The organism is Bradyrhizobium sp. HKCCYLRH3061, assembly GCF_051168015.1.
In the GTDB taxonomy this organism is placed as follows: domain Bacteria; phylum Pseudomonadota; class Alphaproteobacteria; order Rhizobiales; family Xanthobacteraceae; genus Bradyrhizobium.
In genome coordinates this window covers 237699-260641 of the sequence record NZ_JBNPUE010000002.1, presented here as the reverse complement: position 1 = coordinate 260641, position 22943 = coordinate 237699, and the positions used below count along the sequence as shown (strand labels likewise).

Sequence of the window (22943 nt, the reverse complement as noted above, 5' to 3'; positions counted from 1 at the left end):
AGGTTCGCCCCTCCGGGCGACGAAATGAGAGGCCACGATGGCGCAGCAGACATTCACCGGTCGCAAACGCGTTCGCAAGTTCTTTGGACACATCAAGGAAGTCGCGGAGATGCCGAACCTCATCGAGGTTCAGAAGGCGTCCTACGACCAGTTCCTGATGGTGGACGAGCCCACGGGCGGGCGGCCGGATGAGGGCCTGCAGGCGGTGTTCCGCTCGGTGTTCCCGATCTCCGACTTCTCCGGCACCTCGATGCTGGAGTTCGTCCGCTACGAGTTCGAGCCGCCGAAATATGACGTCGACGAGTGCCGTCAGCGTGGCATGACCTTCGCTGCGCCGCTCAAGGTGACCTTGCGCCTCATCGTGTTCGATATCGACGAGGAGACCGGCGCGAAGTCGGTCAAGGACATCAAGGAGCAGGACGTGTACATGGGCGACATCCCGCTCATGACCATGAACGGCACCTTCATCGTCAACGGCACCGAGCGCGTCATCGTCTCGCAGATGCACCGCTCGCCGGGCGTGTTCTTCGACCACGACAAGGGCAAGACCCATTCGTCGGGCAAGCTGCTGTTCGCCGCGCGCGTCATTCCGTATCGCGGCTCCTGGCTCGACATCGAGTTCGACGCCAAGGACATCGTGTTCGCGCGCATCGACCGTCGCCGCAAGCTGCCGGTGACGTCGCTGATGTTCGCGCTCGGCCTCGACGGCGAGACCATCCTGTCGACCTTCTACAAGAAGCTGATCTACAAGCGCATCAAGGAAGGCTGGCGCGTTCCGTTCGACGCCAACCGCTTCCGCGGCTATTCGACCGTCAACGACCTGATCGACGCCGACACCGGCAAGGTCGTGCTCGAAGCCGGCAAGAAGCTCACCGTCCGCGCCGCCCGCCAGCTCCAGGAGAAGGGGCTGAAGGCGCTGCGCATGTCGGACGAGGAGCTGCTCGGCAACTACATCGCCGAGGATCTCGTCAACCCGAAGACCGGCGAAATCTACGCCGAGGCGGGCGAGGAGATCACCGACAAGCTGTTCAAGGTGCTGAACGAGCAGGGCTACAAGGACCTGCCGCTGCTCGACATCGACCACGTCAATGTCGGGCCCTACATCCGCAACACGCTCTCGGCAGACAAGAACATGACGCGTGAGGACGCGCTGTTCGATATCTACCGCGTGATGCGTCCGGGTGAGCCGCCGACGCTCGATTCCGCGCAGGCGATGTTCCAGTCGCTGTTCTTCGATGCCGAGCGCTACGACCTCTCCGCGGTCGGCCGCGTCAAGATGAACATGCGCCTCGAGCTGGATGCGCCGGACACCCAGCGCACGCTGCGCAAGGAAGACATCCTGGCGGTCATCAAGACCCTGGTCGACCTGCGCGATGGCAAGGGCGAGATCGACGACATCGACCATCTCGGCAATCGCCGCGTCCGCTCGGTCGGCGAGCTGATGGAGAACCAGTACCGCATCGGTCTCTTGCGCATGGAGCGCGCCATCAAGGAGCGCATGTCGAGCGTCGACATCGACACCGTGATGCCGCAGGACCTGATCAACGCCAAGCCGGCCGCGGCCGCGGTGCGCGAGTTCTTCGGATCGTCGCAGCTGTCGCAGTTCATGGACCAGACCAATCCGCTGTCGGAGATCACCCACAAGCGCCGCCTGTCGGCGCTTGGACCGGGCGGTCTGACCCGCGAGCGCGCCGGCTTCGAGGTGCGCGACGTGCATCCGACGCATTACGGCCGCATCTGCCCGATCGAGACGCCGGAAGGTCCGAACATCGGCCTGATCAACTCGCTGGCGACATTCGCCCGCGTCAACAAGTATGGCTTCGTCGAGACGCCGTACCGCAAGGTCAAGGACGGCCGCGTTACCGACGAGGTGGTGTATCTGTCCGCCATGGAGGAAGGGCGCTACCGCGTCGCGCAGGCCAACGTGCCGCTCGATGCCAAGGGCCGCTTCACCGAGGACCTCGTGGTCTGCCGTCATGCCGGCGAAGTCGTGCCGATGACGCCCGACAAGGTCGACTACATGGACGTGTCGCCGAAGCAGCTCGTTTCGGTGGCCGCGGCGCTGATCCCGTTCCTCGAGAACGACGACGCCAACCGCGCGCTGATGGGCTCGAACATGCAGCGCCAGGCGGTGCCGCTGGTTCGCGCCGAGGCGCCGTTCGTCGGCACCGGCATGGAAGGCGTGGTCGCCCGTGACTCGGGCGCCGCCATCGCGGCGCGCCGCTCGGGCGTGATCGACCAGATCGACGCCACCCGCGTCGTCATCCGCGCCACCGAGGATCTCGATCCGACCAAGTCGGGCGTCGATATCTATCGGCTGATGAAGTATCAGCGCTCGAACCAGTCGACCTGCATCAACCAGCGCCCGCTGGTGAAGGTCGGCGACATCGTCAAGAAGGGCGACATCATCGCTGACGGTCCGTCGACCGATCTCGGCGAGCTCGCGCTCGGCCGCAACGTGCTGGTCGCGTTCATGCCGTGGAACGGCTACAACTTCGAGGACTCCATCCTGCTCTCCGAGCGGATCGTGAAGGAGGACGTCTTCACCTCGATCCACATCGAGGAATTCGAGGTGATGGCCCGCGACACCAAGCTGGGTCCGGAGGAAATCACGCGCGACATTCCGAACGTGTCGGAGGAGGCGCTGAAGAACCTCGACGAAGCCGGCATCGTCTACATCGGCGCGGAAGTGCGCGCCGGCGACATCCTGGTCGGCAAGATCACGCCGAAGGGCGAGAGCCCGATGACGCCGGAAGAGAAGCTGCTGCGCGCCATCTTCGGCGAAAAGGCCTCGGACGTTCGCGACACGTCGCTGCGGGTGCCGCCGGGCGTGCAGGGCACGATCGTCGAAGTCCGCGTGTTCAACCGCCACGGCGTCGACAAGGACGAGCGTGCGCTGGCGATCGAGCGGGAAGAGATCGAGCGTCTGGCCAAGGACCGCGACGACGAGCAGGCGATCCTGGACCGCAACGTCTACAGCCGTCTCGCCGACATGCTGGATGGCCGCCAGGGCATTTCCGGTCCGAAGGGCTTCAAGAAGGACACCAAGATCACCCGCGCGGTGCTCGACGAGTATCCGAAGTCGCAGTGGTGGCTGTTCGCATCGCCGAACGACAAGCTGATGGCCGAGATCGAGGCCATGCGGAAGCAGTACGACGAGTCGAAGAAGGGGCTGGAACAGCGCTTCCTCGACAAGGTCGAGAAGCTGCAGCGTGGCGACGAGCTGCCGCCCGGCGTGATGAAGATGGTCAAGGTCTTCGTCGCCGTGAAGCGCAAGATCCAGCCGGGCGACAAGATGGCCGGCCGTCACGGCAACAAGGGCGTCGTGTCCAAGATCGTGCCGATCGAGGACATGCCGTTCCTCGAGGACGGCACCCATGCCGACATCGTGCTGAACCCGCTGGGCGTGCCCTCGCGCATGAACGTCGGGCAGATCCTCGAGACCCATCTGGGCTGGGCTTGCGCCGGCCTCGGCAAGCGTATCGCCCAGACGGTCGATGCCTACCTGTCGAAGCAGGACGTCAAGCCGCTGAAGGAGACCTTGAAGCGGATCTACGGCGACGACGAGACCATCAAGTCGCTCAACGACAACGAGTTGATCGAGCTTGGTCACAATCTGAGCCGCGGCGTGCCGATCGCCACGCCGGTGTTCGACGGCGCCAAGGAGGCCGACATCGAGGAGATGTTGAAGCTCGCCGGCCTCGACGCATCCGGTCAGTCGACGGTCTATGACGGCCGCACCGGCGATGCATTCGATCGCAAGGTGACGGTCGGCTACATCTACATGCTGAAGCTGCACCATCTCGTCGACGACAAGATCCATGCGCGCTCGATCGGCCCGTACTCGCTGGTCACCCAGCAGCCGCTGGGCGGCAAGGCCCAGTTCGGCGGCCAGCGTTTCGGCGAAATGGAGGTGTGGGCGCTCGAAGCCTACGGCGCCGCCTACACGCTGCAGGAGATGCTGACGGTGAAGTCGGACGACGTCGCCGGCCGCACCAAGGTCTACGAGGCGATCGTGCGCGGCGACGACACGTTCGAGGCCGGTATTCCGGAATCGTTCAACGTGCTGGTCAAGGAAATGCGCTCGCTCGGCCTCAACGTCGACCTGCACAACTCCAAGCTCGGACCGGCGCCGACGTCGGAAGCCGCCGAGTAGGTCAAGAGGTCAGGCCCGGCCGTCTCGGACGGCCGGGTGCCGGCGCCTTCCCCCGCGGGTCAGGACAAGGCGCCCGTTGAGAGATTTTCGAATTTGCGGCCGACCCCCGATCGGCCCGCGAGGAGAATACGATGAACCAAGAAATTATGAATCTCTTCAATCCGACGACGCCGGCTCAGGTCTTCGACCAGATCCGGATCTCGATTGCGTCTCCGGAGAAGATTCTGTCCTGGTCCTACGGCGAGATCAAGAAGCCGGAAACGATCAACTACCGTACCTTCAAGCCCGAGCGCGACGGCCTGTTCTGCGCCCGCATCTTCGGGCCGATCAAGGACTACGAGTGCTTGTGCGGCAAGTACAAGCGGATGAAGTACAAGGGCATCATCTGCGAGAAGTGCTCGGTCGAGGTGACCTTGTCGCGTGTCCGGCGCGAGCGCATGGGCCATATCGAGCTCGCCGCTCCGGTCGCGCACATCTGGTTCCTGAAGTCGCTTCCGTCGCGCATCGGCCTGCTGCTCGACATGACGCTGAAGGATCTCGAGCGGATCCTGTACTTCGAATACTACGTCGTCCTCGAGCCGGGTCTGACCGCGCTCAAGGACCGTCAGCTGCTGTCGGAAGACGAGTACCTCAAGGCCCAGGACGAATACGGCCAGGACAGCTTCACCGCCATGATCGGCGCCGAGGCCATCCGTGAGCTGCTGCGCGGCCTCGAGCTTGAGAAGCTCGAGCAGACGCTGCGGGCCGAGATGCAGGAGACCGACTCCGACATCAAGCACAAGAAGCTCGCCAAGCGCCTGAAGATCGTCGAGGCGTTCCGCCACTCCGGCAACAAGCCGGAATGGATGATCATGACCGTCGTTCCGGTGATCCCGCCGGATCTGCGGCCGCTGGTGCCGCTCGACGGCGGCCGCTTCGCGACCTCGGACCTCAACGACCTCTACCGTCGCGTCATCAACCGCAACAACCGCCTGAAGCGGCTGATGGAGCTGCGCGCGCCGGACATCATCATCCGCAACGAGAAGCGCATGCTTCAGGAGGCGGTGGATGCGCTGTTCGACAACGGCCGCCGCGGCCGCGTCATCACCGGCGCCAACAAGCGTCCGCTGAAGTCGCTCGCCGACATGCTGAAGGGCAAGCAGGGCCGCTTCCGTCAGAACCTGCTCGGCAAGCGCGTCGACTATTCCGGCCGCTCGGTCATCGTGGTCGGTCCCGAGCTGCGCCTGCACCAGTGCGGCCTGCCGAAGAAGATGGCGCTCGAGCTGTTCAAGCCGTTCATCTACTCGCGGCTCGACGCCAAGGGCCTCTCGACGACCGTCAAGCAGGCCAAGAAGCTGGTCGAGAAGGAGCGCCCCGAGGTCTGGGACATCCTGGACGAGGTCATCCGCGAGCATCCGGTGCTGCTGAACCGCGCCCCGACCCTGCATCGTCTCGGCATCCAGGCGTTCGAGCCGGTGCTGATCGAGGGCAAGGCGATCCAGCTGCATCCGCTGGTCTGCTCGGCGTTCAACGCCGACTTCGACGGCGACCAGATGGCCGTGCACGTTCCGCTGTCGCTCGAAGCGCAGCTGGAAGCGCGCGTCCTGATGATGTCGACCAACAACATCCTGCATCCTGCGAACGGTCAGCCGATCATCGTGCCGTCGCAGGACATCGTGCTCGGTCTCTACTACGTCTCGATCATGCGTGAAGGCATGCCCGGCCAGGGCATGGCGTTCGGAAACATGGCCGAGCTCGAGCATGCGCTGCATGCCAAGGCCATCCATCTCCACAGCAAGATCAAGTACCGCTGGGAGGGGATGAACGAGGAAGGCAAGATCGCCAAGCGCTGGATCGAGACCACGGCGGGCCGCGTGATGCTCGGCAACCTCCTGCCGAAGCATCCGCGCGTGACCTTCGAGGTCATCAACAAGCTGATGACCAAGCGCGAGATCTCGGGCGTGATCGATCAGGTCTATCGTCACTGCGGTCAGAAGGAGACGGTGATCTTCTGCGACCGCATCATGGCGCTCGGCTTCTACAACGCCTTCAAGGCGGGCATCTCGTTCGGCAAGGACGACATGGTGGTGCCGGCGGGCAAGTGGAAGATCGTCGATACCACCCGTACGCTGGCGAAGGATTTCGAGCAGCAGTACAATGACGGCCTGATCACCCATGGCGAGAAGTACAACAAGGTCGTCGACGCCTGGTCGAAGGCCTCGGAAGAGATCGCCAAGGAGATGATGAAGGAGATCTCCGTCACCAAGAAGACGGCGACGGGCGCGGATGCCGACATCAACTCGATCTACATGATGTCGCATTCCGGTGCCCGCGGTTCGCCGGCCCAGATGCGTCAGCTCGCCGGCATGCGCGGCCTGATGGCCAAGCCGTCGGGTGAGATCATCGAGACGCCGATCATCTCGAACTTTAAGGAAGGTCTCTCGGTTCTCGAGTACTTCAACTCGACCCACGGCGCCCGCAAGGGCCTCGCGGACACCGCGTTGAAGACCGCGAACTCGGGCTACCTGACCCGTCGTCTGGTCGACGTCGCGCAGGACTGCATCATCACGCAGGACGATTGCGGCACCCATCTCGGCATCAAGATGCGCGCCATCGTCGACGCCGGTACGGTCGTGGCCTCGCTCGGCTCGCGCATCCTGGGCCGCGTGCCCTGTGACGACGTGCGTGATCCCGCGACCAACGCGGTGCTGGTCAAGGCCGGCACCTTGATGGAGGAGAGCCACATCGACGCCATCCAGCAGGCTGGCGTGCAGGAGGTGAAGATCCGCTCGGCGCTGACCTGCGAGCTGGTCAACGGCATCTGCAAGATGTGCTACGGCCGCGATCTGGCGCGCGGTACGCCGGTCAACCACGGTGAGGCCGTCGGCGTCATCGCCGCGCAGTCGATCGGTGAGCCCGGCACCCAGCTGACGATGCGCACTTTCCACATCGGTGGTGCGGCGCAGCTGAACGAGCAGTCCTTCGTGGAATCGAACTTCGAAGGCAAGGTGGTCATCAAGAACAAGGCGATCGCCCGCAACAGCGAGGGTCACCTGATCGCGATGGTCCGCAACATGGTCGTGACGATCGTCGACCCCGACGGCACCGAGCGTGCGACGCACCGCATCCAGTACGGCGCGCGCATGCATGTCGACGACGGCGACATGATCAAGCGCGGCCAGCGCATCGCCGAGTGGGATCCTTATACCCGTCCGATCCTCACAGAAGCCGAGGGTACGATCGGGTTCGAGGATCTGACCGAGGGTCTGTCGATCTCGGAAACGCTCGACGAATCCACCGGTATCGCCAAGCGCGTGGTCATCGACTGGCGTGGAACGCGCGGTGGCGCGGATCTGCGTCCGGCGATCGTGATCAAGGGCAAGGACGGCAAGGTGCTCAAGCTCGCCCGCGGCGGCGATGCCCGCTACATGCTGTCGGTCGACGCGATTCTGTCGGTCGACGTCGGTTCGACGGTGAAGCCGGGCGACATCCTGGCGCGTATCTCGACGGAAAGCGCCAAGACGCGCGACATCACCGGCGGTCTGCCGCGGGTGGCGGAGCTGTTCGAAGCGCGCAAGCCGAAGGATGCCGCGATCATCGCCGAGATCGCCGGCACCATCCGGTTCGGTCGCGACTACAAGAACAAGCGTCGCATCTCGATCGAGCCGGTCGACAAGACCGAGGAGCCGCGCGAGTACCTGATCCCGAAGGGTAAGCACATCCATCTGCAGGATGGCGACATCGTCGAGAAGGGCGACTTCATCGTCGAAGGCAACCCGGCGCCGCACGACATCCTGGCGATCAAGGGCATCGAGGAGCTCGCGGCCTATCTGGTCAACGAGATCCAGGAGGTCTACCGGCTGCAGGGCGTGCTCATCAACGACAAGCACATCGAGGTGATTGTCCGTCAGATGCTGCAGAAGGTGGAGATCACCGACCAGGGCGATACCGACATGATCTCGGGCGAACAGGTCGACAAGATCGAGTTCGACCTGCTCAACGCGAAGGCCGTGGAGGAGGCGAAGAAGCCGGCCACGGGCACTCCGGTTCTGCTCGGCATCACCAAGGCGAGCCTGCAGACCCGGTCGTTCTTCTCGGCGGCCTCGTTCCAGGAGACCACCCGCGTCCTCACCGAGGCGGCGGTCAACGGCAAGATCGATCCGCTCGAGGGTCTCAAGGAGAACGTCATCGTCGGCCGTCTGATCCCGGCCGGCACCGGCGCCTCGATGGCCCGCATCCGCGAGGTCGCCTTGAAGCGCGACAAGCTGATTCTCGACGAGCGCGAGAAGCAGGCGGCGATCGTGCCGGCGCAGCCCGAGCCTCAGCCGCTCGCGCTGCCGCCGGCAGAGTAACGGACGGTTGCGGCATGACCCTGACGGTGTCGGGGTCTGCCGTGCGTTCATCACGCGTAGAAAAGGCCGGCGTTTGCCGGCCTTTTTTTGACATTTTCTTCTCCTGTTGCCGCGCTGCTGCCCCGTTGTTCATCTTCCCTTCAGGGACAGAGGCGCTTTTGGAAGCATCAGATCCGCTGAGCTGATTTCCGTCGACTCCCGTGGCGATGCGCCGATTTGCTCCGGCGCAAACCTTCTGCGGGCCGGGTAGGCTATGGCCGATCGAGCCCCGAGGGTGGCAGGACCCCTGATATGGACGACCGGCAACGTCGCTGACAGCCGGAGATGGCGGAACTTCGATGCTTGACCTTGCGATTGTTGGTGGCGGTCCGGGTGGCCTGATGAGCGCCTGGTATCTGAGGCGCAAACTCGGCGATCTCTGCAAGGTGACGATCTACGAGGCATCCGACCGGCTCGGCGGCAAGATCGTGACGCGCAAGTTCGATACCGCTCCGGCGATGTACGAGGCTGGTGTCGCAGAAATCTACGACTACTCGATGACCGGCCCTGATCCGCTGCGCGAGCTGATCCAGCATTTCGGGCTGCAGACGATCCCGATGGATGCGCTGCAGGTCCAGCTCGACGGCGAGCTGCTCGACGACGTGCCGGGGCTGCGCCGCAAATACGGGCCGAAGACGGCTGCCGCGGTCGAGGCGTTCCGCAAGCGCTGCACCGACGTGATGTCGCCGGTCGAATATTACGAGGGCGTCGGCGCCCACGACAACGAGCACCCCTGGGCCTACAAGACCTGCGAGGAGCTGCTCGATGAGGAGGTCGAGGATCCCACCGCCAAGCGCTTCTTCAAGGTGATGTCGCGCTCCGACCTCGCGACCGAGGCCCACAACACCAACGGCCTCAATGCGCTCAAGAACTTCGTGATGGATATCGACGACTATATCGGCCTGTACTCGATTCAGAACGGCAACGAGCAACTGATCGAGTGCCTGCGCTCCGAGGTCGATGCCGACATCCAGCTCAATCATCGCGTGCTCCGCATCGGCAAGACGGAGGCGGGCCGCTACCGGCTCAACATGATGAACGGCAAGGGGCCGGAGACGCGCGAGTTCGATCTAGTGCTGGTGTGCCTGCCGCATTCCTGGCTGTCGACGGTCGGCTGGGAGGGCGAGAAGCTGCGCCAGTCGATGATCAAGCACATCGCCTATTTCGATCGTCCCGCGCACTACCTGCGCGTCTCGATCCTGTTCGACGAGCCGTTCTGGGGCGAGAAGATTCCGGGCTCCTGGTTCATGTCTGAGGCGTTCGGCGGCTGCTGCATCTACAACGAGGGCTCGCGCCACGATGTCGGCAAGCACGGCGTGCTCAACTGGCTGATCGCAGGCTCGGATGCGCTCGCCTTCGCCAACCTGTCGGACCAGGAACTGATCGATGCCGCGCTGAAGTCGCTCCCGGCGGCGCTCGGCGACGCGCGCGCGCACTTCATGGAAGGCAAGATCCATCGCTGGCTGTCGTCCGTCAACGCGCTGCCTGGCGGTCTGCCGGTACGCGACGTCATGACCAATCACCGGCCTGAGCCGAAGGAGCACCCCGGCATCGTCGTGGTCGGTGACTACCTGTTCGATTCGACCTTGAACGGACTGCTCGATTCCTCGGACGCCGCCACCGACATCATCCTGACCGAAATGATGCGGCTGCGCCGCGTCCGCTCGCAGGCCGAGATGCCGCTGTCGGACAAGATCGACCGAGACTATTTCGACAATTATCGCGGGCAGGGGCCGTACAGCGAAGCGTGGTCGCAGTTCACCGATCCGGACTATCTGACCAGCCTGATCAAGATCGTCTGGAACCGGGCCGGCAAGGGCAAAGGCTACAAGCTCCTGGTCGCCGGCTCCGCGAGCGGTGAACTGGTGGGAGCGCTCCGCGAGCGCGGCATCGATGCCTGGGGCATCGAAAACAACCGCTACATCCACGGCAAGACGCCGAAGGCGCTCAAGAAGTACAACAAGCTCGGCTCGATCACGGACATGCCGTTCAAGACCGGCGAGTTCGATTTCGTGTTCGAGACCAGCCTCTGCCACCTCGGTGACAAGCAGGTTGCGCGCGCGATTCGCGAACTGAACCGCGTCGTCAAGACCGGCCTCGTGTTCGGCTCGATCACCTCGGACATGGCTCCGGCGCTCGTCGACCGCTACGATCTGCTGCGCGGGGTCAAGAAGCTCGGCACCTGGTGGGAGTGGTCGGAGCTGTTCTTCGGCAACGGCTTCGATCTTGCCATGCATCGCCGCGACTGCACCGACGAGGTGTGGGCCGCGACGCTCGCGGCCAACAAAGGCCCGGGCCAATGGTACGCCGACGCGGACAGCCTGCGTTACTCGTTCTTCGACAAGGTCGAGGACGAAGACTGAGGACGCTGGCCGCGGCGCCGTGCAGATGTTAAAGGCCTGACGCGCAAGGCTGGCGCGTCGTCGGCCACGCTGCTTCGGTTGGTTGCATGGCGCCCAAGAAACCAGAGTCCAAGTCAGGGTCGGGTCCGGCCTCCAAATCAGGCTCGAAGCGAGGCTCGAAACCCGGTTCGGCCTCGGCTGCGCCCGGTCAGACCGAAGACGATCGGATCGCTGGCGAACGAATTGCGGCTGCCGCCGGCGCCGCTGCCGAGATCGCAAAGCGGCTTTCCGGAACCGCCGCGACGCCAACGACACCCGAATCGCCGCCGGCAACTCAAGCACCGGCCGCCGCCCTGCCGCCGACCACCGAAGCGCTGCAGCCCTCCGAGCCGTTACTGGCCGGCACGCCGCCGGAGGCGACCAAGCCGGCACAGCCGCCAGAGCCGGCGCCGCCTTCAAAGCCGGCGCAGCCCTCAAAGCCGCCACAAGCCAGCAAGCCTGCGCCGCCGCCTTCCGACGATGATGGCGACGAGGACGGCGAGGACGAGGACGACGATCTCGACGACGACGATGACGACGAGGATCTCGTCGTCTACACCGCGCGGGAGGCCGCCGGCGCGCTCGCGACCATCTACGGCTTCGTCTCGCCGCTGCTCGCCAAATACAAGAAGATGCTGGCCTTCGTGTCGATCGGCGTTCTGATCGAGACCCTGTTCAACGTCATCATGCCGCTCAGCCTCAAGTTCCTCATCGACGATGCGCTTGGCGAAGAGGATTTCGAGGCGCTCTACCGCATCCTCGGCGTGCTGGCGGTTGCGGGCATCGTCACCTCGATCATTGCCGTGCTCTACGAGCGCTGGGATGCGCGGCTGGCGGCCTGCGTCATCTCGGATGTCCGCACCCGGCTGTTCGACCACGTGCAGAACCTGCCGGCGGCCTATTTCCAGCGCACCAAGCGCGGCGAGATCCTGTCGCGCTTCTCGGTCGACATGTCGGCGTTCGAGAACGTCGTGAAGAGTTTCGCCAACAGCGCCGTGCTGCCGTTCCTCGAGTTGATTGCAGGCATCATTCTGATGCTGTTCCTGAACTGGCAGCTCGCTGCGATCGCGCTGCTGGTGTTTCCGATCACCCTGATCGGCCCGCGCATCCTGACGCCGAAGGCGGTTCAGGCCAATTACGAGCAGAAACTGAACGAAGCGTCGCTGCTCGGCGTGATCCAGGAGAACATCGCGGCGCAAGCCGTCATCAAGGCCTTCAGCCTGCACCGCAAGGTGTTCGGCTGGTTCAGCTTCCGCAACGACGCGGCGCGGCGCAAGATGGCCGATGCGATGTTCCTGTCGACCATGGTCGAGCGCACCGTCACGATCTCGGTGCTGCTGCTGCATCTCGTCGTGCTCGCTCTCGGCGCCTATCTCGCCACCAAGGGCCAGATCACGATCGGCACCTTCGTTACCTTCGAAAGCGCATTCTGGGAGGTGTCCTACAACATCGCCCATGTGATGCACTTCGTGCCGGTGTCGATCTCGTCGGCGGCCGCGATCCGGCACATGCAGGAGTTGTTGGACGAGCCGACCCGCGGTGCCGACCGGCCCGGCGCGCCGGATCTGCCCCGCATCAGCCACGACATCACCTTCGAGCGCGTGACCTTCCAGTACGAGGGTAGCCAGACGCCGGTGCTCGACAATCTGAGCCTCAAGCTCGACGTCGGCAAGCGGATCGCGATCGTCGGTCCGTCGGGCTCGGGTAAGAGCACGCTGCTCAACCTGATCCTGCGGCTCTATGTGCCCGATGAAGGCCGCGTCACCATCGACGGCGTCGACATCCGCAAGGTGACGCGCGATTCGCTGCGCGGCAGCATGGCCGTGGTGTTCCAGGAGAACATGCTGTTCAACATGTCGCTGCGGGAAAACATCCGGCTCGGCAAGGAGGGCGCCACCGACGCGGAGGTGGAGGAGGCGGCCAAGAAGGCCGAGATCCACCGCTACATCATGAGCCTGCCGCAGAAATACGACACCATCGTCGGTGAGCGCGGCGACACGCTGTCCGGTGGCCAGCGCCAGCGCATCGCGATCGCCCGCGCCATCATCCGCAACCCGTCCGTGCTGCTGCTCGACGAGGCGACCTCGGCGCTGGACCAGACCACGGAAGCCGCGATCAACCGCACCCTGCTGAAGGTCGCCAAGGGCCGTACCATGATCTGGTCGACCCACCGCCTGACCTCGGTGGTCGAGATGGACGAGATCATCGTCATCTCCGGCGGCCGGGCGATCGAGCGCGGTAGCCACGCCGAGCTCCTGGCGAAGAATGGGACCTATCGCAAGCTCTGGGACGACCAGGGCCATCAGCCGAGCCGGCTCGATCAGGCCGACGACGACAGCGATGATGAGGAGGATGACGACGACGAGGAGGATGATGACGATGATGAGGAATAGACGTTGAGCGGCGCATTGGTCTTCGTCAGCCGCTGCTGAATCCCGCGGCCGAGCGAGACCGCAAAGCGCGCCCAGCGTTGTGCCTGCCAATAGGGGCTGGCCCCGATCGAGACCGATCGGAAATTCCAGGCCTTGTCGAGCGACCACGCATCGCAGGCGATCTTGACCGGGTCGGCATAGAAGGCCGCGATCTTGGCCTCGCCCATGCCGTCAGTCGCCAGCCAGCGCGGAATGTGGACGTTGCAGAGGCGCTCGACGTCGGTGAACACCTTGTCGGAGCCGGTGCCGGTGACGGGGCAGGTGGTGCAGAAGGCATCGCCGACGAGCACGACGCCCGGCATGCGGTATCCAGTGTTGATGGTGAGGTCGGCGGGGCGGACCTTCACTTCCCCCCTCACGGCGTACGGGCCGGTGATCCGCCGCAGGCCGGGCAGGGCGGCCATCAGCGTTTCGACCGGGGCGCGCCGGATCGCCCGCAGCCAGGGGTCGTCCACCTCGCGATAGGCGAACAGGTTCGCCCGCATACGCTCGCCGATCGGGAATAGGGTGATGTAGGGCACCCGCGCGTCGGCCCGCTCCTGGAAGTAGGTCATGGCCGGGAACGGGAAGGCGGCGCGGCCGGCCGGCGTCAGGTCGAACCCGATCGAGATCGAATGGGCGGGGCTGGTGATCTTGCGGGTGATTCCCAGCATGTGCCGCAGCCCAACGTTCAGCCCGTTGGCGAGCACGACGAGACGGGCGGAGATCGTCTGCCCGTTGGACAGCACGACCGACTGGCGATCCTCGCCTGGCGTGATCGCCACGGCCTTGGCGACGATTCGCGTCACGCGGCCGCGGATCTCGTCGCGCACGGCCGTCACCAGCGTGTCGTAAAGGATGCCGTATTGCGGGACCGGAGCCCGTTCGAGCACGTAGCCGAATCGGGCGATCCAGTTCTCCGGGGTCAGGGTGGCTTGGGTTAACGCCTTGTCGGCGATCCCGGTGCGACGGAATCGGCCGATCTGCCCGGCACCGGAGATCTTCTCGATTCGAAAGTCGGGCGGGGAGATCGCGTGGGGATCGACCAGAATCGCCGGGATGCCGGCACGCCCGAGCATGGCGGCCGTGATCGAGCCGGCCAAGCCGCCGCCAATGATCGCAATATCGATATAGTCTGTCACGGGGCGCCTCGTCGTGGGCGCCATCCTTGTCGGCCAAAGCCAAAAAAAGCCTTATCTTCAATGTCTCTGGATATGTCCCTGGGTTGGAGAGGGGCTGGGCCGGCGCGGGCAGGGCTCTGCGGTCTACAGATACCTTAGGATGTAGGGGCGCGGTCGGAGCGGAAACTGCAGCGGCCAGAAGCGCTTCTTTGCGCGTCCTGCGGCGTCGTTTTGCTTGACTTGGATATTTACCGCTTATAAAAGGCCGGCACTCAACGACAGGCGGTGAGCTTCGCCAGCGTCGGTACGGATCACCCAGACCACCCGGAACAGGGCGGGACGGGCACCACCCTCGACGAATGCCGCTCAAACGCTGTCGATCATAGCTAGGCAATGCCAAAACGATATTAGATCTCTCGAGCTCGTTCTCTGGAGACCAATTTCGGATGCATGACCTCGGTAGGCCGCCCGCCAGCGCAAGCTGTTTGGTGGTGATCGCGGTCCTCTGTGGCGTCAAGCGCTTTCCGTTCAGCGATGAACGGTTGGCGCGATTTCGTTTTGCGCGGGTTTTGATCGCGCGAAACGGCCCGGTGAGGCGGGGAACCTCGAACAGAATTTGCGGAAGCCGGTCGCGGTCTCCGTGCGAACGTTGAGAAGGGTGAAGGCCAAGATGCCGACGATCAACCAGCTGATCGCAAATCCGCGCGAAGTGCAGAAGTCGCGCAAGAAGGTGCCGGCGCTGCAGCAGTCGCCGCAGAAGCGTGGCGTTTGCACGCGCGTCTACACCACGACCCCGAAGAAGCCGAACTCGGCGCTTCGTAAGGTCGCCAAGGTGCGCCTGACCAACGGCTTCGAGGTGATCGGCTACATCCCGGGTGAAGGCCATAACCTGCAGGAGCACTCGGTGGTCATGATCCGCGGCGGCCGCGTCAAGGACTTGCCGGGCGTGCGCTATCACATCCTCCGCGGCGTGCTGGATACCCAGGGCGTCAAGAACCGTAAGCAGCGCCGTTCGAAGTACGGCGCGAAGCGTCCGAAGTAAGACGTTCGAGAGAAGCGGGAACAAGATCACATGTCGCGTCGCCATTCAGCCGAAAAGCGTGAAGTGCTTCCGGATCCGAAGTTCGGGAACATCATCGTCACCAAGTTCATGAACTCGGTGATGTACGCCGGCAAGAAGTCGGTCGCCGAAGGTATCGTCTACGGCGCGTTCGGCATCATCGAGGCCAAGACCAAGCAGAGCCCGCTGACGGTGTTCGAGCAGGCCCTCGAAAACGTCATGCCGACCATCGAGGTCCGCTCCCGCCGCGTCGGCGGCGCGACCTACCAGGTGCCGGTCGAGGTTCGTTCGACCCGCCGGCAGGCGCTGGGCATCCGCTGGCTGATCTCGGCCGCGCGCGACCGCAACGAGAAGACGATGACTGAGCGGCTTTCGGCGGAGCTGCTCGATGCCTCGAACAATCGGGGTAACGCCGTGAAGAAGCGTGAAGACGTGCACCGGATGGCGGAAGCCAACCGCGCCTTCTCGCACTACCGCTGGTAACAGCGGCCCGAACGGAAATCAGGGAACACCTTCATGCCCCGCCAACATGCCATCGAGGACTACCGTAACTTCGGTATCATGGCGCATATCGACGCCGGTAAGACCACGACGACCGAGCGCATCCTCTATTACACCGGCAAGAGCCACAAGATCGGCGAAGTGCACGAAGGTGCCGCGACGATGGACTGGATGGAGCAGGAGCAGGAGCGTGGCATCACGATCACCTCGGCTGCCACCACCGCGTTCTGGAACGGCAAGCGCCTGAACATCATCGACACCCCTGGCCACGTCGACTTCACCATCGAGGTCGAGCGTTCGCTTCGCGTGCTCGACGGCGCCGTGTGCGTGCTCGACTCCAACCAGGGCGTCGAGCCGCAGACCGAGACCGTCTGGCGCCAGGGCGACAAGTACAAGGTGCCGCGCATCGTCTTCGCCAACAAGATGGACAAGACCGGCGCCGACTTCTTCAAGTGCTTGGCCGACATCGTCGACCGCCTGGGCGCGAAGCCGGTTGCGATCCAGCTGCCGATCGGTGCTGAGAACAACTTCAAGGGCTGCATCGACCTCGTGACCATGAAGGCGATCGTCTGGAACGACGAGGCGCTCGGCGCGAAGTTCGACTACGCCGAGATCCCGGCTGATCTGGCCGATCAGGCCAAGGAATATCGCGAGAAGCTGGTGGAAGCCGCCGTCGAGCTCGATGACGACGCGCTCACCGCGTTCCTGGACGGCAAGGAGCCGGACGAGGCGACCCTGAAGCGCCTGATCCGCAAGGCCGTGCTGACCGGTGCGTTCTATCCGGTGCTGTGCGGCTCGGCCTTCAAGAACAAGGGCGTGCAGCCCCTGCTCGACGCCGTCGTCGACTATCTGCCGTCGCCGCTCGACGTGCCCGCGATCAAGGGCACCGACGACAAGGGCAACGAGGTCGTGCGCAAGGCGGACGACAAGGAGCCGCTGGCGCTGCTCGCGTTCAAGATCATGGACGACCCGTTCGTCGGCACCATCACCTTCTGCCGCATCTATTCGGGCATCCTGACCTCGGGTACCGGCGTCGTGAACTCGACCCGCGAGAAGAAGGAGCGCATCGGCCGCATGCTGCTGATGCATGCGAACAACCGCGAGGACATCAAGGAAGCCTATGCCGGCGACATCGTCGCCCTCGCAGGCCTCAAGGAAGCCCGCACCGGTGACACGCTGTGCGATCCGTCCAACCAGGTGATCCTGGAAAAGATGGAATTCCCGGAGCCGGTCATCGAGATCGCGATCGAGCCGAAGTCGAAGGCCGACCAGGAGAAGCTCGGCGTCGCCTTGGCGAAGCTGGCCGCGGAAGATCCGTCCTTCCGCGTCTCGACCGATCACGAGTCGGGCCAGACCATCCTCAAGGGCATGGGCGAGCTCCATCTCGACATCAAGGTCGACATTCTGAAGCGTACCTACAAGGTCGATGCGAACATCGGCGCGCCGCAGGTGGCGTTCCGTGAGCGCATCACCAAGCCGGCCAATGTGGACTACACCCACAAGAAGCAGACCGGCGGCACCGGCCAGTTCGCGGCCGTGAGCCTCGTGGTCGAGCCGAACGAGCCGGGTGGCGGCTACGTGTTCGAGTCCAAGATCGTCGGCGGTGCGGTTCCGAAGGAATACATCCCGGGCGTCGAGAAGGGCATCGAGAGCGTGCTCGGCGCGGGCGTGGTCGCCGGCTTCCCGGTGGTCGACGTCAAGGTGGCGCTGGTCGACGGCAAGTATCACGACGTCGACTCGTCGGCGCTGGCCTTCGAAATCGCCTCTCGCGCGGCTTTCCGCGAGGCGCTGCAGAAGGGCAAGTCGGTTCTGCTCGAGCCGATCATGAAGGTCGAGGTGGTGACCCCGGAAGACTACACCGGCTCGGTCATCGGCGACCTGAACTCGCGTCGTGGCCAGATCCAGGGCCAGGACATGCGCGGCAATGCCAACGTCATCAACGCGATGGTGCCGCTCATGAACATGTTCGGTTACGTGAACAACCTGCGCTCCATGAGCCAGGGCCGCGCGACCTTCACGATGCAGTTCTCGCACTACGCTGAAGCGCCGGCCAACGTGTCGGCCGAAGTCCAGAAGAAGTTTGCCTGATTGTCGTTAGCTCAAGTTAGCGACTGAACGGAGAGTCAAATGGCCAAAGCTAAGTTTGAACGTAACAAGCCCCACTGCAACATCGGCACCATCGGTCACGTCGACCACGGCAAGACCTCGCTGACGGCTGCAATCACCAAGATCCTGGCCGAGACGGGCGGTGCGACGTTCACTGCCTACGACCAGATCGACAAGGCGCCGGAAGAGAAGGCTCGCGGCATCACCATCTCGACCGCTCACGTCGAGTACGAGACCAAGAACCGCCACTACGCGCACGTCGACTGCCCCGGCCACGCCGACTACGTGAAGAACATGATCACCGGCGCCGCGCAGATGGACGGCGCGATCCTGGTCGTGTCGGCCGCTGACGGCCCGATGCCGCAGACCCGCGAGCACATCCTGCTCGCCCGCCAGGTCGGCGTGCCGGCGCTGGTCGTGTTCCTCAACAAGTGCGACATGGTTGACGATCCGGAGCTGCTCGAGCTCGTCGAGCTCGAGGTCCGCGAGCTGCTCTCGAAGTACGAGTTCCCGGGCGACAAGATCCCGATCATCAAGGGCTCGGCGCTCGCCGCTCTGGAAGATTCGGACAAGAAGCTCGGCCACGACGCCATCCTCGAGCTGATGCGCAATGTCGACGAGTACATTCCGCAGCCGGAGCGTCCGATCGATCAGCCCTTCCTGATGCCGGTCGAAGACGTGTTCTCGATCTCGGGCCGCGGCACCGTCGTGACCGGCCGTGTCGAGCGCGGCATCATCAAGGTCGGTGAGGAAATCGAGATCGTCGGCATCCGTCCGACGCAGAAGACCACCGTCACCGGCGTTGAAATGTTCCGCAAGCTGCTCGATCAGGGCCAGGCGGGCGACAACATCGGTGCGCTGCTCCGCGGCACCAAGCGCGAGGACGTCGAGCGCGGCCAGGTGCTGTGCAAGCCGGGTTCGGTCAAGCCGCACACCAAGTTCAAGGCTGAGGCGTACATCCTCACCAAGGAAGAGGGCGGCCGTCACACGCCGTTCTTCACCAACTATCGTCCGCAGTTCTACTTCCGCACGACCGACGTGACCGGCGTCGTTCACCTGCCGGAAGGCACCGAGATGGTGATGCCGGGCGACAACATCGCGATGGAAGTGCACCTGATCGTGCCGATCGCGATGGAGGAGAAGCTGCGCTTCGCCATCCGCGAGGGCGGCCGCACCGTCGGCGCCGGCGTCGTCGCCTCGATCATCGAGTAACAACAGCGAATAGGGAATGGCGGGTGGCGAATGGAGATATCCATTCGCCGTTCGCTACTCGCCACTCACTACTCAAAGAAAGATACGGCAATGAACGGCCAAAATATCCGCATCCGTCTCAAGGCGTTTGACCATCGTATCCTCGATACGTCGACGCGCGAGATCGTCAACACGGCGAAACGGACCGGCGCGCAGGTTCGCGGACCCATTCCGCTGCCGACTCGCATCGAGAAGTTCACCGTGAACCGTTCGCCGCACGTCGACAAGAAGAGCCGCGAGCAGTTCGAGATGCGTACCCACAAGCGCCTGCTCGACATCGTCGATCCGACCCCGCAGACCGTCGATGCTCTCATGAAGCTCGACCTGGCCGCCGGCGTCGACGTCGAGATCAAGCTCTAAGTTTTTGGATTCACGTTCGCCCCATCGCGGACATAGAGAAGAACAGGAAGCACGCCGATGCGCTCCGGAGTGATCGCACAAAAGGTCGGGATGACGCGGGTCTTCACGGAGACCGGCGAACATATCCCCGTGACCGTGCTGAAGCTCGGCAATTGCCAGGTGGTCGGTCACCGCACCACCGAGAAGAACGGCTATGTCGCGCTGCAGCTCGGCAGCGGCAGCCGCAAGACGGTCTACATGCCGAAGGCGGAGCGCGGCCAGTTCGCGGTCGCCAAGGTCGAGCCGAAGCGCAAGCTTGCCGAATTCCGTGTCAGCGAGGATTCGCTGATCCCGGTCGGCGCCGAGATCCAGGCCGACCACTTCGTCGTCGGCCAGTTCGTCGACGTTACCGGCACCTCGGTCGGTAAGGGCTTCGCCGGCGGCATGAAGCGCTGGAATTTCGGCGGTCTGCGCGCCACGCACGGTGTGTCGATCTCGCACCGTTCGATCGGTTCGACCGGTGGCCGTCAGGACCCCGGCAAGACCTGGAAGAACAAGAAGATGCCCGGTCACATGGGTGTCGACCGCATCACCACGCTGAACCTGCGTGTGGTGCAGACGGATGTCGAGCGCGGACTGATCCTGGTGGAAGGCGCGGTGCCCGGCTCCAAGGGTGGCTGGATCTCGGTGCGCGACGCCGTCAAGAAGCCGCTGCCGAAGGAAGCGCCGAAGCCCGGCAAGTTCAAGGTCGCGGGTGAGCAGGCTGCCGAAGCGCCGGCCGTGCAGGAGGGCGCATAAATGGAACTGAAAGTCACCACGCTCGAGGGCAAGGAAGCCGGCTCCGTCCAGCTGTCCGACGCCATCTTCGGTCTGGAACCGCGCGCTGACATCATCCAGCGTTGCGTCCAGTGGCAGCTGAACAAGCGCCAGGCCGGCACGCACAAGGCCAAGGGCCGCGCCGAGATCTGGCGCACCGGCAAGAAGATGTACAAGCAGAAGGGCACCGGCGGTGCTCGTCACGGCTCGGCCCGCGTGCCGCAGTTCCGTGGCGGCGGTCGCGCCTTCGGTCCGGTCGTGCGCTCGCATGCGACCGACCTGCCGAAGAAGGTCCGTGCGCTGGCGCTGAAGCATGCGCTGTCGGCCAAGGCCAAGGACGGTGATCTGGTCGTCTTGGAGAACGCCACCCTCGAGGCGGCGAAGACCAAGGCGTTGATCGGTCATTTCTCCGGTCTCGGTCTGACCAACGCGCTGATCATCGACGGCGCCGAGCTGCATAACGGCTTCGCTGCTGCGGCCCGCAACATCCCGAACCTGGACGTGCTGCCGATCCAGGGCATCAACGTCTACGACATCCTGCGCCGTCAGAAGCTCGTGCTGACCAAGGCGGCGATCGATGCGCTGGAGGCGCGCTTCAAATGAAGACCATCGATCCGCGCCACTACGACATCATCATCGCGCCGGTCGTGACCGAGAAGGCGACGTTCGCCTCGGAGCACAACAAGGTTCTGTTCAAGGTGGCCGCAAAGGCGACCAAGCCGCAGATCAAGGAAGCGATCGAGAAGCTGTTCGACGTCAAGGTCAAGAGCGTCAACACGCTCGTCCGCAAGGGCAAGACCAAGGTGTTCCGCGGCAATTTCGGTTCGCAATCGGACAGCAAGCGCGCGATCGTGACCCTCGAAGAGGGCCACCGTATCGACGTGACCACCGGACTGTAAGGCTGAGCTGCCATGGCACTGAAGACATTCAATCCCACGACGCCCGGCCAGCGCCAGCTGGTGATGGTCGATCGTTCGGCCCTGTACAAGGGCAAGCCGGTCAAGGCGCTGACCGAAGGCAAGCAGTCGAGCGGCGGTCGCAACAACACCGGCCGCATCACGGTTCGCTTCCTCGGCGGCGGCCACAAGCAGTCGTACCGCACGGTCGACTTCAAGCGCGACAAGGTCGACGTTCCCGCGACCGTCGAGCGCCTGGAGTATGATCCGAACCGGACCGCCTTCATCGCCCTGGTCAAGTATCAGGATGGCGAGCTCGCCTACATCCTGGCGCCGCAGCGCCTGGCGGTCGGCGACACCATCGTCGCCGGCAACTATGTCGACGTGAAGCCGGGCAACGTCATGCCGCTGGGCAACATGCCGGTCGGCACGATCGTGCACAACATCGAAGTCAAGATCGGGAAGGGCGGCCAGCTCGCGCGTTCGGCCGGCACCTACGCCCAGATCGTCGGCCGCGACCAGGACTACGTGATTGTCCGCCTGAACTCGGGCGAGCAGCGTCTGGTGCATGGCCGCTGCCGCGGCACCATCGGTGCGGTGTCGAACCCGGACCACATGAACACCTCGATCGGCAAGGCCGGCCGCAAGCGTTGGATGGGCCGCAGGCCTCACAACCGCGGTGTCGCGATGAACCCGATCGACCATCCGCACGGCGGCGGCGAAGGCCGTACCTCGGGCGGTCGTCACCCGGTCACTCCGTGGGGCAAGCCTACCAAGGGCAAGAAGACCCGCACCAACAAGTCGACCGATAAATTCATTCTCTTGAGCCGCCACAAGCGGAAGAAGTAAGGAACGACGGACATGGTTCGTTCAGTCTGGAAAGGCCCGTTCGTCGAGGCGTCGCTGCTCAAGAAGGCAGATGCGGCGCGCGCGTCCGGCCGTCACGACGTCATCAAGATCTGGAGCCGCCGCTCGACCATCCTGCCGCAGTTCGTCGGCCTGACGTTCGGCGTCTACAACGGCCAGAAGCACGTGCCGGTGGCGATCAACGAAGAGATGGTCGGCCACAAGTTCGGCGAGTTCTCGCCGACCCGCACCTTCCACGGCCATTCGGGCGATAAGAAAGCCAAGAAGGCTTGAGGATTAAGCGATGAGCAAACCAAAGCGCGAACGGAGCCTCCCCGACAACGAGGCCAAGGCTGTGGCCCGGATGCTTCGGGTGAGCCCGCAGAAGCTGAACCTGGTGGCGCAGATGATCCGCGGCCGCAAGGCGTCGGCCGCCCTCGCCGACCTGCAGTTCTCGCGCAAGCGGATTGCGGTCGACGTCAAGAAGTGCCTGGAATCGGCAATCGCCAATGCCGAGAACAATCACGAGCTCGAGGTCGACGATCTCGTCGTCTCGCAGGCTTTCGTCGGCAAGGGAATCGTGATGAAGCGTTTCTCGCCGCGCGGCCGTGGCCGTTCGGGCCGAGTTTTCAAACCGTTTTCGCAGCTGACGATCATTGTGCGTCAGGTCGAGGCGAGCGCTTAAAGCA

Annotated in this window: 16 protein-coding genes; 15 read left to right on the top strand and 1 reads right to left on the bottom strand. The window is 64.0% G+C overall.

Going from position 1 to position 22943, the window contains the following annotated elements; all coding sequences use genetic code 11:
- Positions 1–37: 37 nt before the first annotated feature.
- From rpoB to ACQR2C_RS05080, 4 genes are all read left to right on the top strand, one after another.
- Positions 38–4156: a DNA-directed RNA polymerase subunit beta gene (rpoB, locus tag ACQR2C_RS05095; RefSeq protein WP_315800977.1), complete on the top strand. Its 4119-nt coding sequence runs from the start codon at positions 38–40 to the stop codon at positions 4154–4156.
- A 131-nt stretch (positions 4157–4287) separates the two neighbouring features.
- On the top strand, positions 4288–8487 hold the full coding sequence (rpoC, locus tag ACQR2C_RS05090; RefSeq protein ID WP_315800976.1) for a DNA-directed RNA polymerase subunit beta': 4200 nt from the start codon (positions 4288–4290) through the stop codon (positions 8485–8487).
- 338 nt (positions 8488–8825) lie between these two features.
- Positions 8826–10889 (top strand): FAD-dependent oxidoreductase, encoded by a 2064-nt coding sequence (locus tag ACQR2C_RS05085; protein WP_315800975.1) that lies wholly within the window; start codon positions 8826–8828, stop codon positions 10887–10889.
- Positions 10890–10975: 86 nt separating this feature from the next.
- A complete protein-coding gene (locus tag ACQR2C_RS05080; protein ID WP_434880612.1) occupies positions 10976–13300 on the top strand; it encodes an ABC transporter ATP-binding protein in 2325 nt (774 codons plus the stop codon).
- Here the strand turns inward: ACQR2C_RS05080 and ACQR2C_RS05075 are convergent.
- Entirely contained in the window at positions 13228–14460 is a 1233-nt protein-coding gene (locus tag ACQR2C_RS05075; protein WP_434880611.1) for an FAD-dependent oxidoreductase, read from the bottom strand. The two genes, ACQR2C_RS05080 and ACQR2C_RS05075, sit on opposite strands and share 73 nt — an antisense overlap.
- A gap of 649 nt (positions 14461–15109) precedes the next feature.
- On the opposite strand from ACQR2C_RS05075, the gene rpsL reads away from it, so the two are divergent.
- The 11 genes from rpsL to rplV all read left to right on the top strand — a co-directional run bounded on the left by rpsL (position 15110) and on the right by rplV (position 22939).
- Positions 15110–15481, top strand: coding sequence for a 30S ribosomal protein S12 (rpsL, locus tag ACQR2C_RS05070; RefSeq protein WP_006611834.1), 372 nt, complete (start codon positions 15110–15112; stop codon positions 15479–15481).
- Positions 15482–15511: 30 nt separating this feature from the next.
- Positions 15512–15982, top strand: coding sequence for a 30S ribosomal protein S7 (gene rpsG, locus ACQR2C_RS05065; protein WP_006611835.1), 471 nt, complete (start codon positions 15512–15514; stop codon positions 15980–15982).
- A 33-nt stretch (positions 15983–16015) separates the two neighbouring features.
- A complete protein-coding gene (gene fusA / locus ACQR2C_RS05060) occupies positions 16016–18088 on the top strand; it encodes an elongation factor G (RefSeq protein WP_316177107.1) in 2073 nt (690 codons plus the stop codon).
- Positions 18089–18127: 39 nt separating this feature from the next.
- Positions 18128–19318, top strand: a complete 1191-nt coding sequence (gene tuf / locus ACQR2C_RS05055) for an elongation factor Tu (RefSeq protein ID WP_006611837.1) — start codon at positions 18128–18130, stop codon at positions 19316–19318.
- 90 nt (positions 19319–19408) lie between these two features.
- On the top strand, positions 19409–19717 hold the full coding sequence (gene rpsJ / locus ACQR2C_RS05050; RefSeq protein ID WP_002712302.1) for a 30S ribosomal protein S10: 309 nt from the start codon (positions 19409–19411) through the stop codon (positions 19715–19717).
- A gap of 57 nt (positions 19718–19774) precedes the next feature.
- The gene (gene rplC / locus ACQR2C_RS05045) at positions 19775–20494 is read left to right on the top strand and encodes a 50S ribosomal protein L3 (protein ID WP_006611838.1); all 720 of its coding nucleotides are present in this window, start codon (positions 19775–19777) and stop codon (positions 20492–20494) included.
- Positions 20495–21115 (top strand): 50S ribosomal protein L4, encoded by a 621-nt coding sequence (gene rplD / locus ACQR2C_RS05040; RefSeq protein WP_006611839.1) that lies wholly within the window; start codon positions 20495–20497, stop codon positions 21113–21115.
- On the top strand, positions 21112–21411 hold the full coding sequence (locus tag ACQR2C_RS05035; RefSeq protein WP_172108066.1) for a 50S ribosomal protein L23: 300 nt from the start codon (positions 21112–21114) through the stop codon (positions 21409–21411). Before rplD ends, ACQR2C_RS05035 begins: the two co-directional genes overlap by 4 nt.
- 12 nt (positions 21412–21423) lie before the next feature.
- A complete protein-coding gene (rplB, locus tag ACQR2C_RS05030) occupies positions 21424–22257 on the top strand; it encodes a 50S ribosomal protein L2 (protein ID WP_006611841.1) in 834 nt (277 codons plus the stop codon).
- A gap of 12 nt (positions 22258–22269) precedes the next feature.
- Positions 22270–22548 carry a 30S ribosomal protein S19 gene (rpsS, locus tag ACQR2C_RS05025; RefSeq protein ID WP_006611842.1) on the top strand — a complete coding sequence of 93 codons (279 nt, stop codon included), beginning with the start codon at positions 22270–22272 and terminating at the stop codon, positions 22546–22548.
- A 10-nt stretch (positions 22549–22558) separates the two neighbouring features.
- Positions 22559–22939: a 50S ribosomal protein L22 gene (rplV, locus tag ACQR2C_RS05020; RefSeq protein ID WP_006611843.1), complete on the top strand. Its 381-nt coding sequence runs from the start codon at positions 22559–22561 to the stop codon at positions 22937–22939.
- Positions 22940–22943: the final 4 nt, after the last annotated feature.

Excerpts from the sequence above, each read along its gene's own strand:
- rpoB (WP_315800977.1), top strand. The coding sequence starts at position 38 with ATGGCGCAGCAGACATTCACCGGTCGCAAACGCGTTCGCAAGTTCTTT.
- rpoC (WP_315800976.1), top strand. The coding sequence starts at position 4,288 with ATGAACCAAGAAATTATGAATCTCTTCAATCCGACGACGCCGGCTCAG.
- ACQR2C_RS05085 (WP_315800975.1), top strand. The coding sequence starts at position 8,826 with ATGCTTGACCTTGCGATTGTTGGTGGCGGTCCGGGTGGCCTGATGAGC.
- ACQR2C_RS05080 (WP_434880612.1), top strand. The coding sequence starts at position 10,976 with ATGGCGCCCAAGAAACCAGAGTCCAAGTCAGGGTCGGGTCCGGCCTCC.
- rpsL (WP_006611834.1), top strand. The coding sequence starts at position 15,110 with ATGCCGACGATCAACCAGCTGATCGCAAATCCGCGCGAAGTGCAGAAG.
- rpsG (WP_006611835.1), top strand. The coding sequence starts at position 15,512 with ATGTCGCGTCGCCATTCAGCCGAAAAGCGTGAAGTGCTTCCGGATCCG.
- fusA (WP_316177107.1), top strand. The coding sequence starts at position 16,016 with ATGCCCCGCCAACATGCCATCGAGGACTACCGTAACTTCGGTATCATG.
- tuf (WP_006611837.1), top strand. The coding sequence starts at position 18,128 with ATGGCCAAAGCTAAGTTTGAACGTAACAAGCCCCACTGCAACATCGGC.
- rpsJ (WP_002712302.1), top strand. The coding sequence starts at position 19,409 with ATGAACGGCCAAAATATCCGCATCCGTCTCAAGGCGTTTGACCATCGT.
- rplC (WP_006611838.1), top strand. The coding sequence starts at position 19,775 with ATGCGCTCCGGAGTGATCGCACAAAAGGTCGGGATGACGCGGGTCTTC.
- rplD (WP_006611839.1), top strand. The coding sequence starts at position 20,495 with ATGGAACTGAAAGTCACCACGCTCGAGGGCAAGGAAGCCGGCTCCGTC.
- ACQR2C_RS05035 (WP_172108066.1), top strand. The coding sequence starts at position 21,112 with ATGAAGACCATCGATCCGCGCCACTACGACATCATCATCGCGCCGGTC.
- rplB (WP_006611841.1), top strand. The coding sequence starts at position 21,424 with ATGGCACTGAAGACATTCAATCCCACGACGCCCGGCCAGCGCCAGCTG.
- rpsS (WP_006611842.1), top strand. The coding sequence starts at position 22,270 with ATGGTTCGTTCAGTCTGGAAAGGCCCGTTCGTCGAGGCGTCGCTGCTC.
- rplV (WP_006611843.1), top strand. The coding sequence starts at position 22,559 with ATGAGCAAACCAAAGCGCGAACGGAGCCTCCCCGACAACGAGGCCAAG.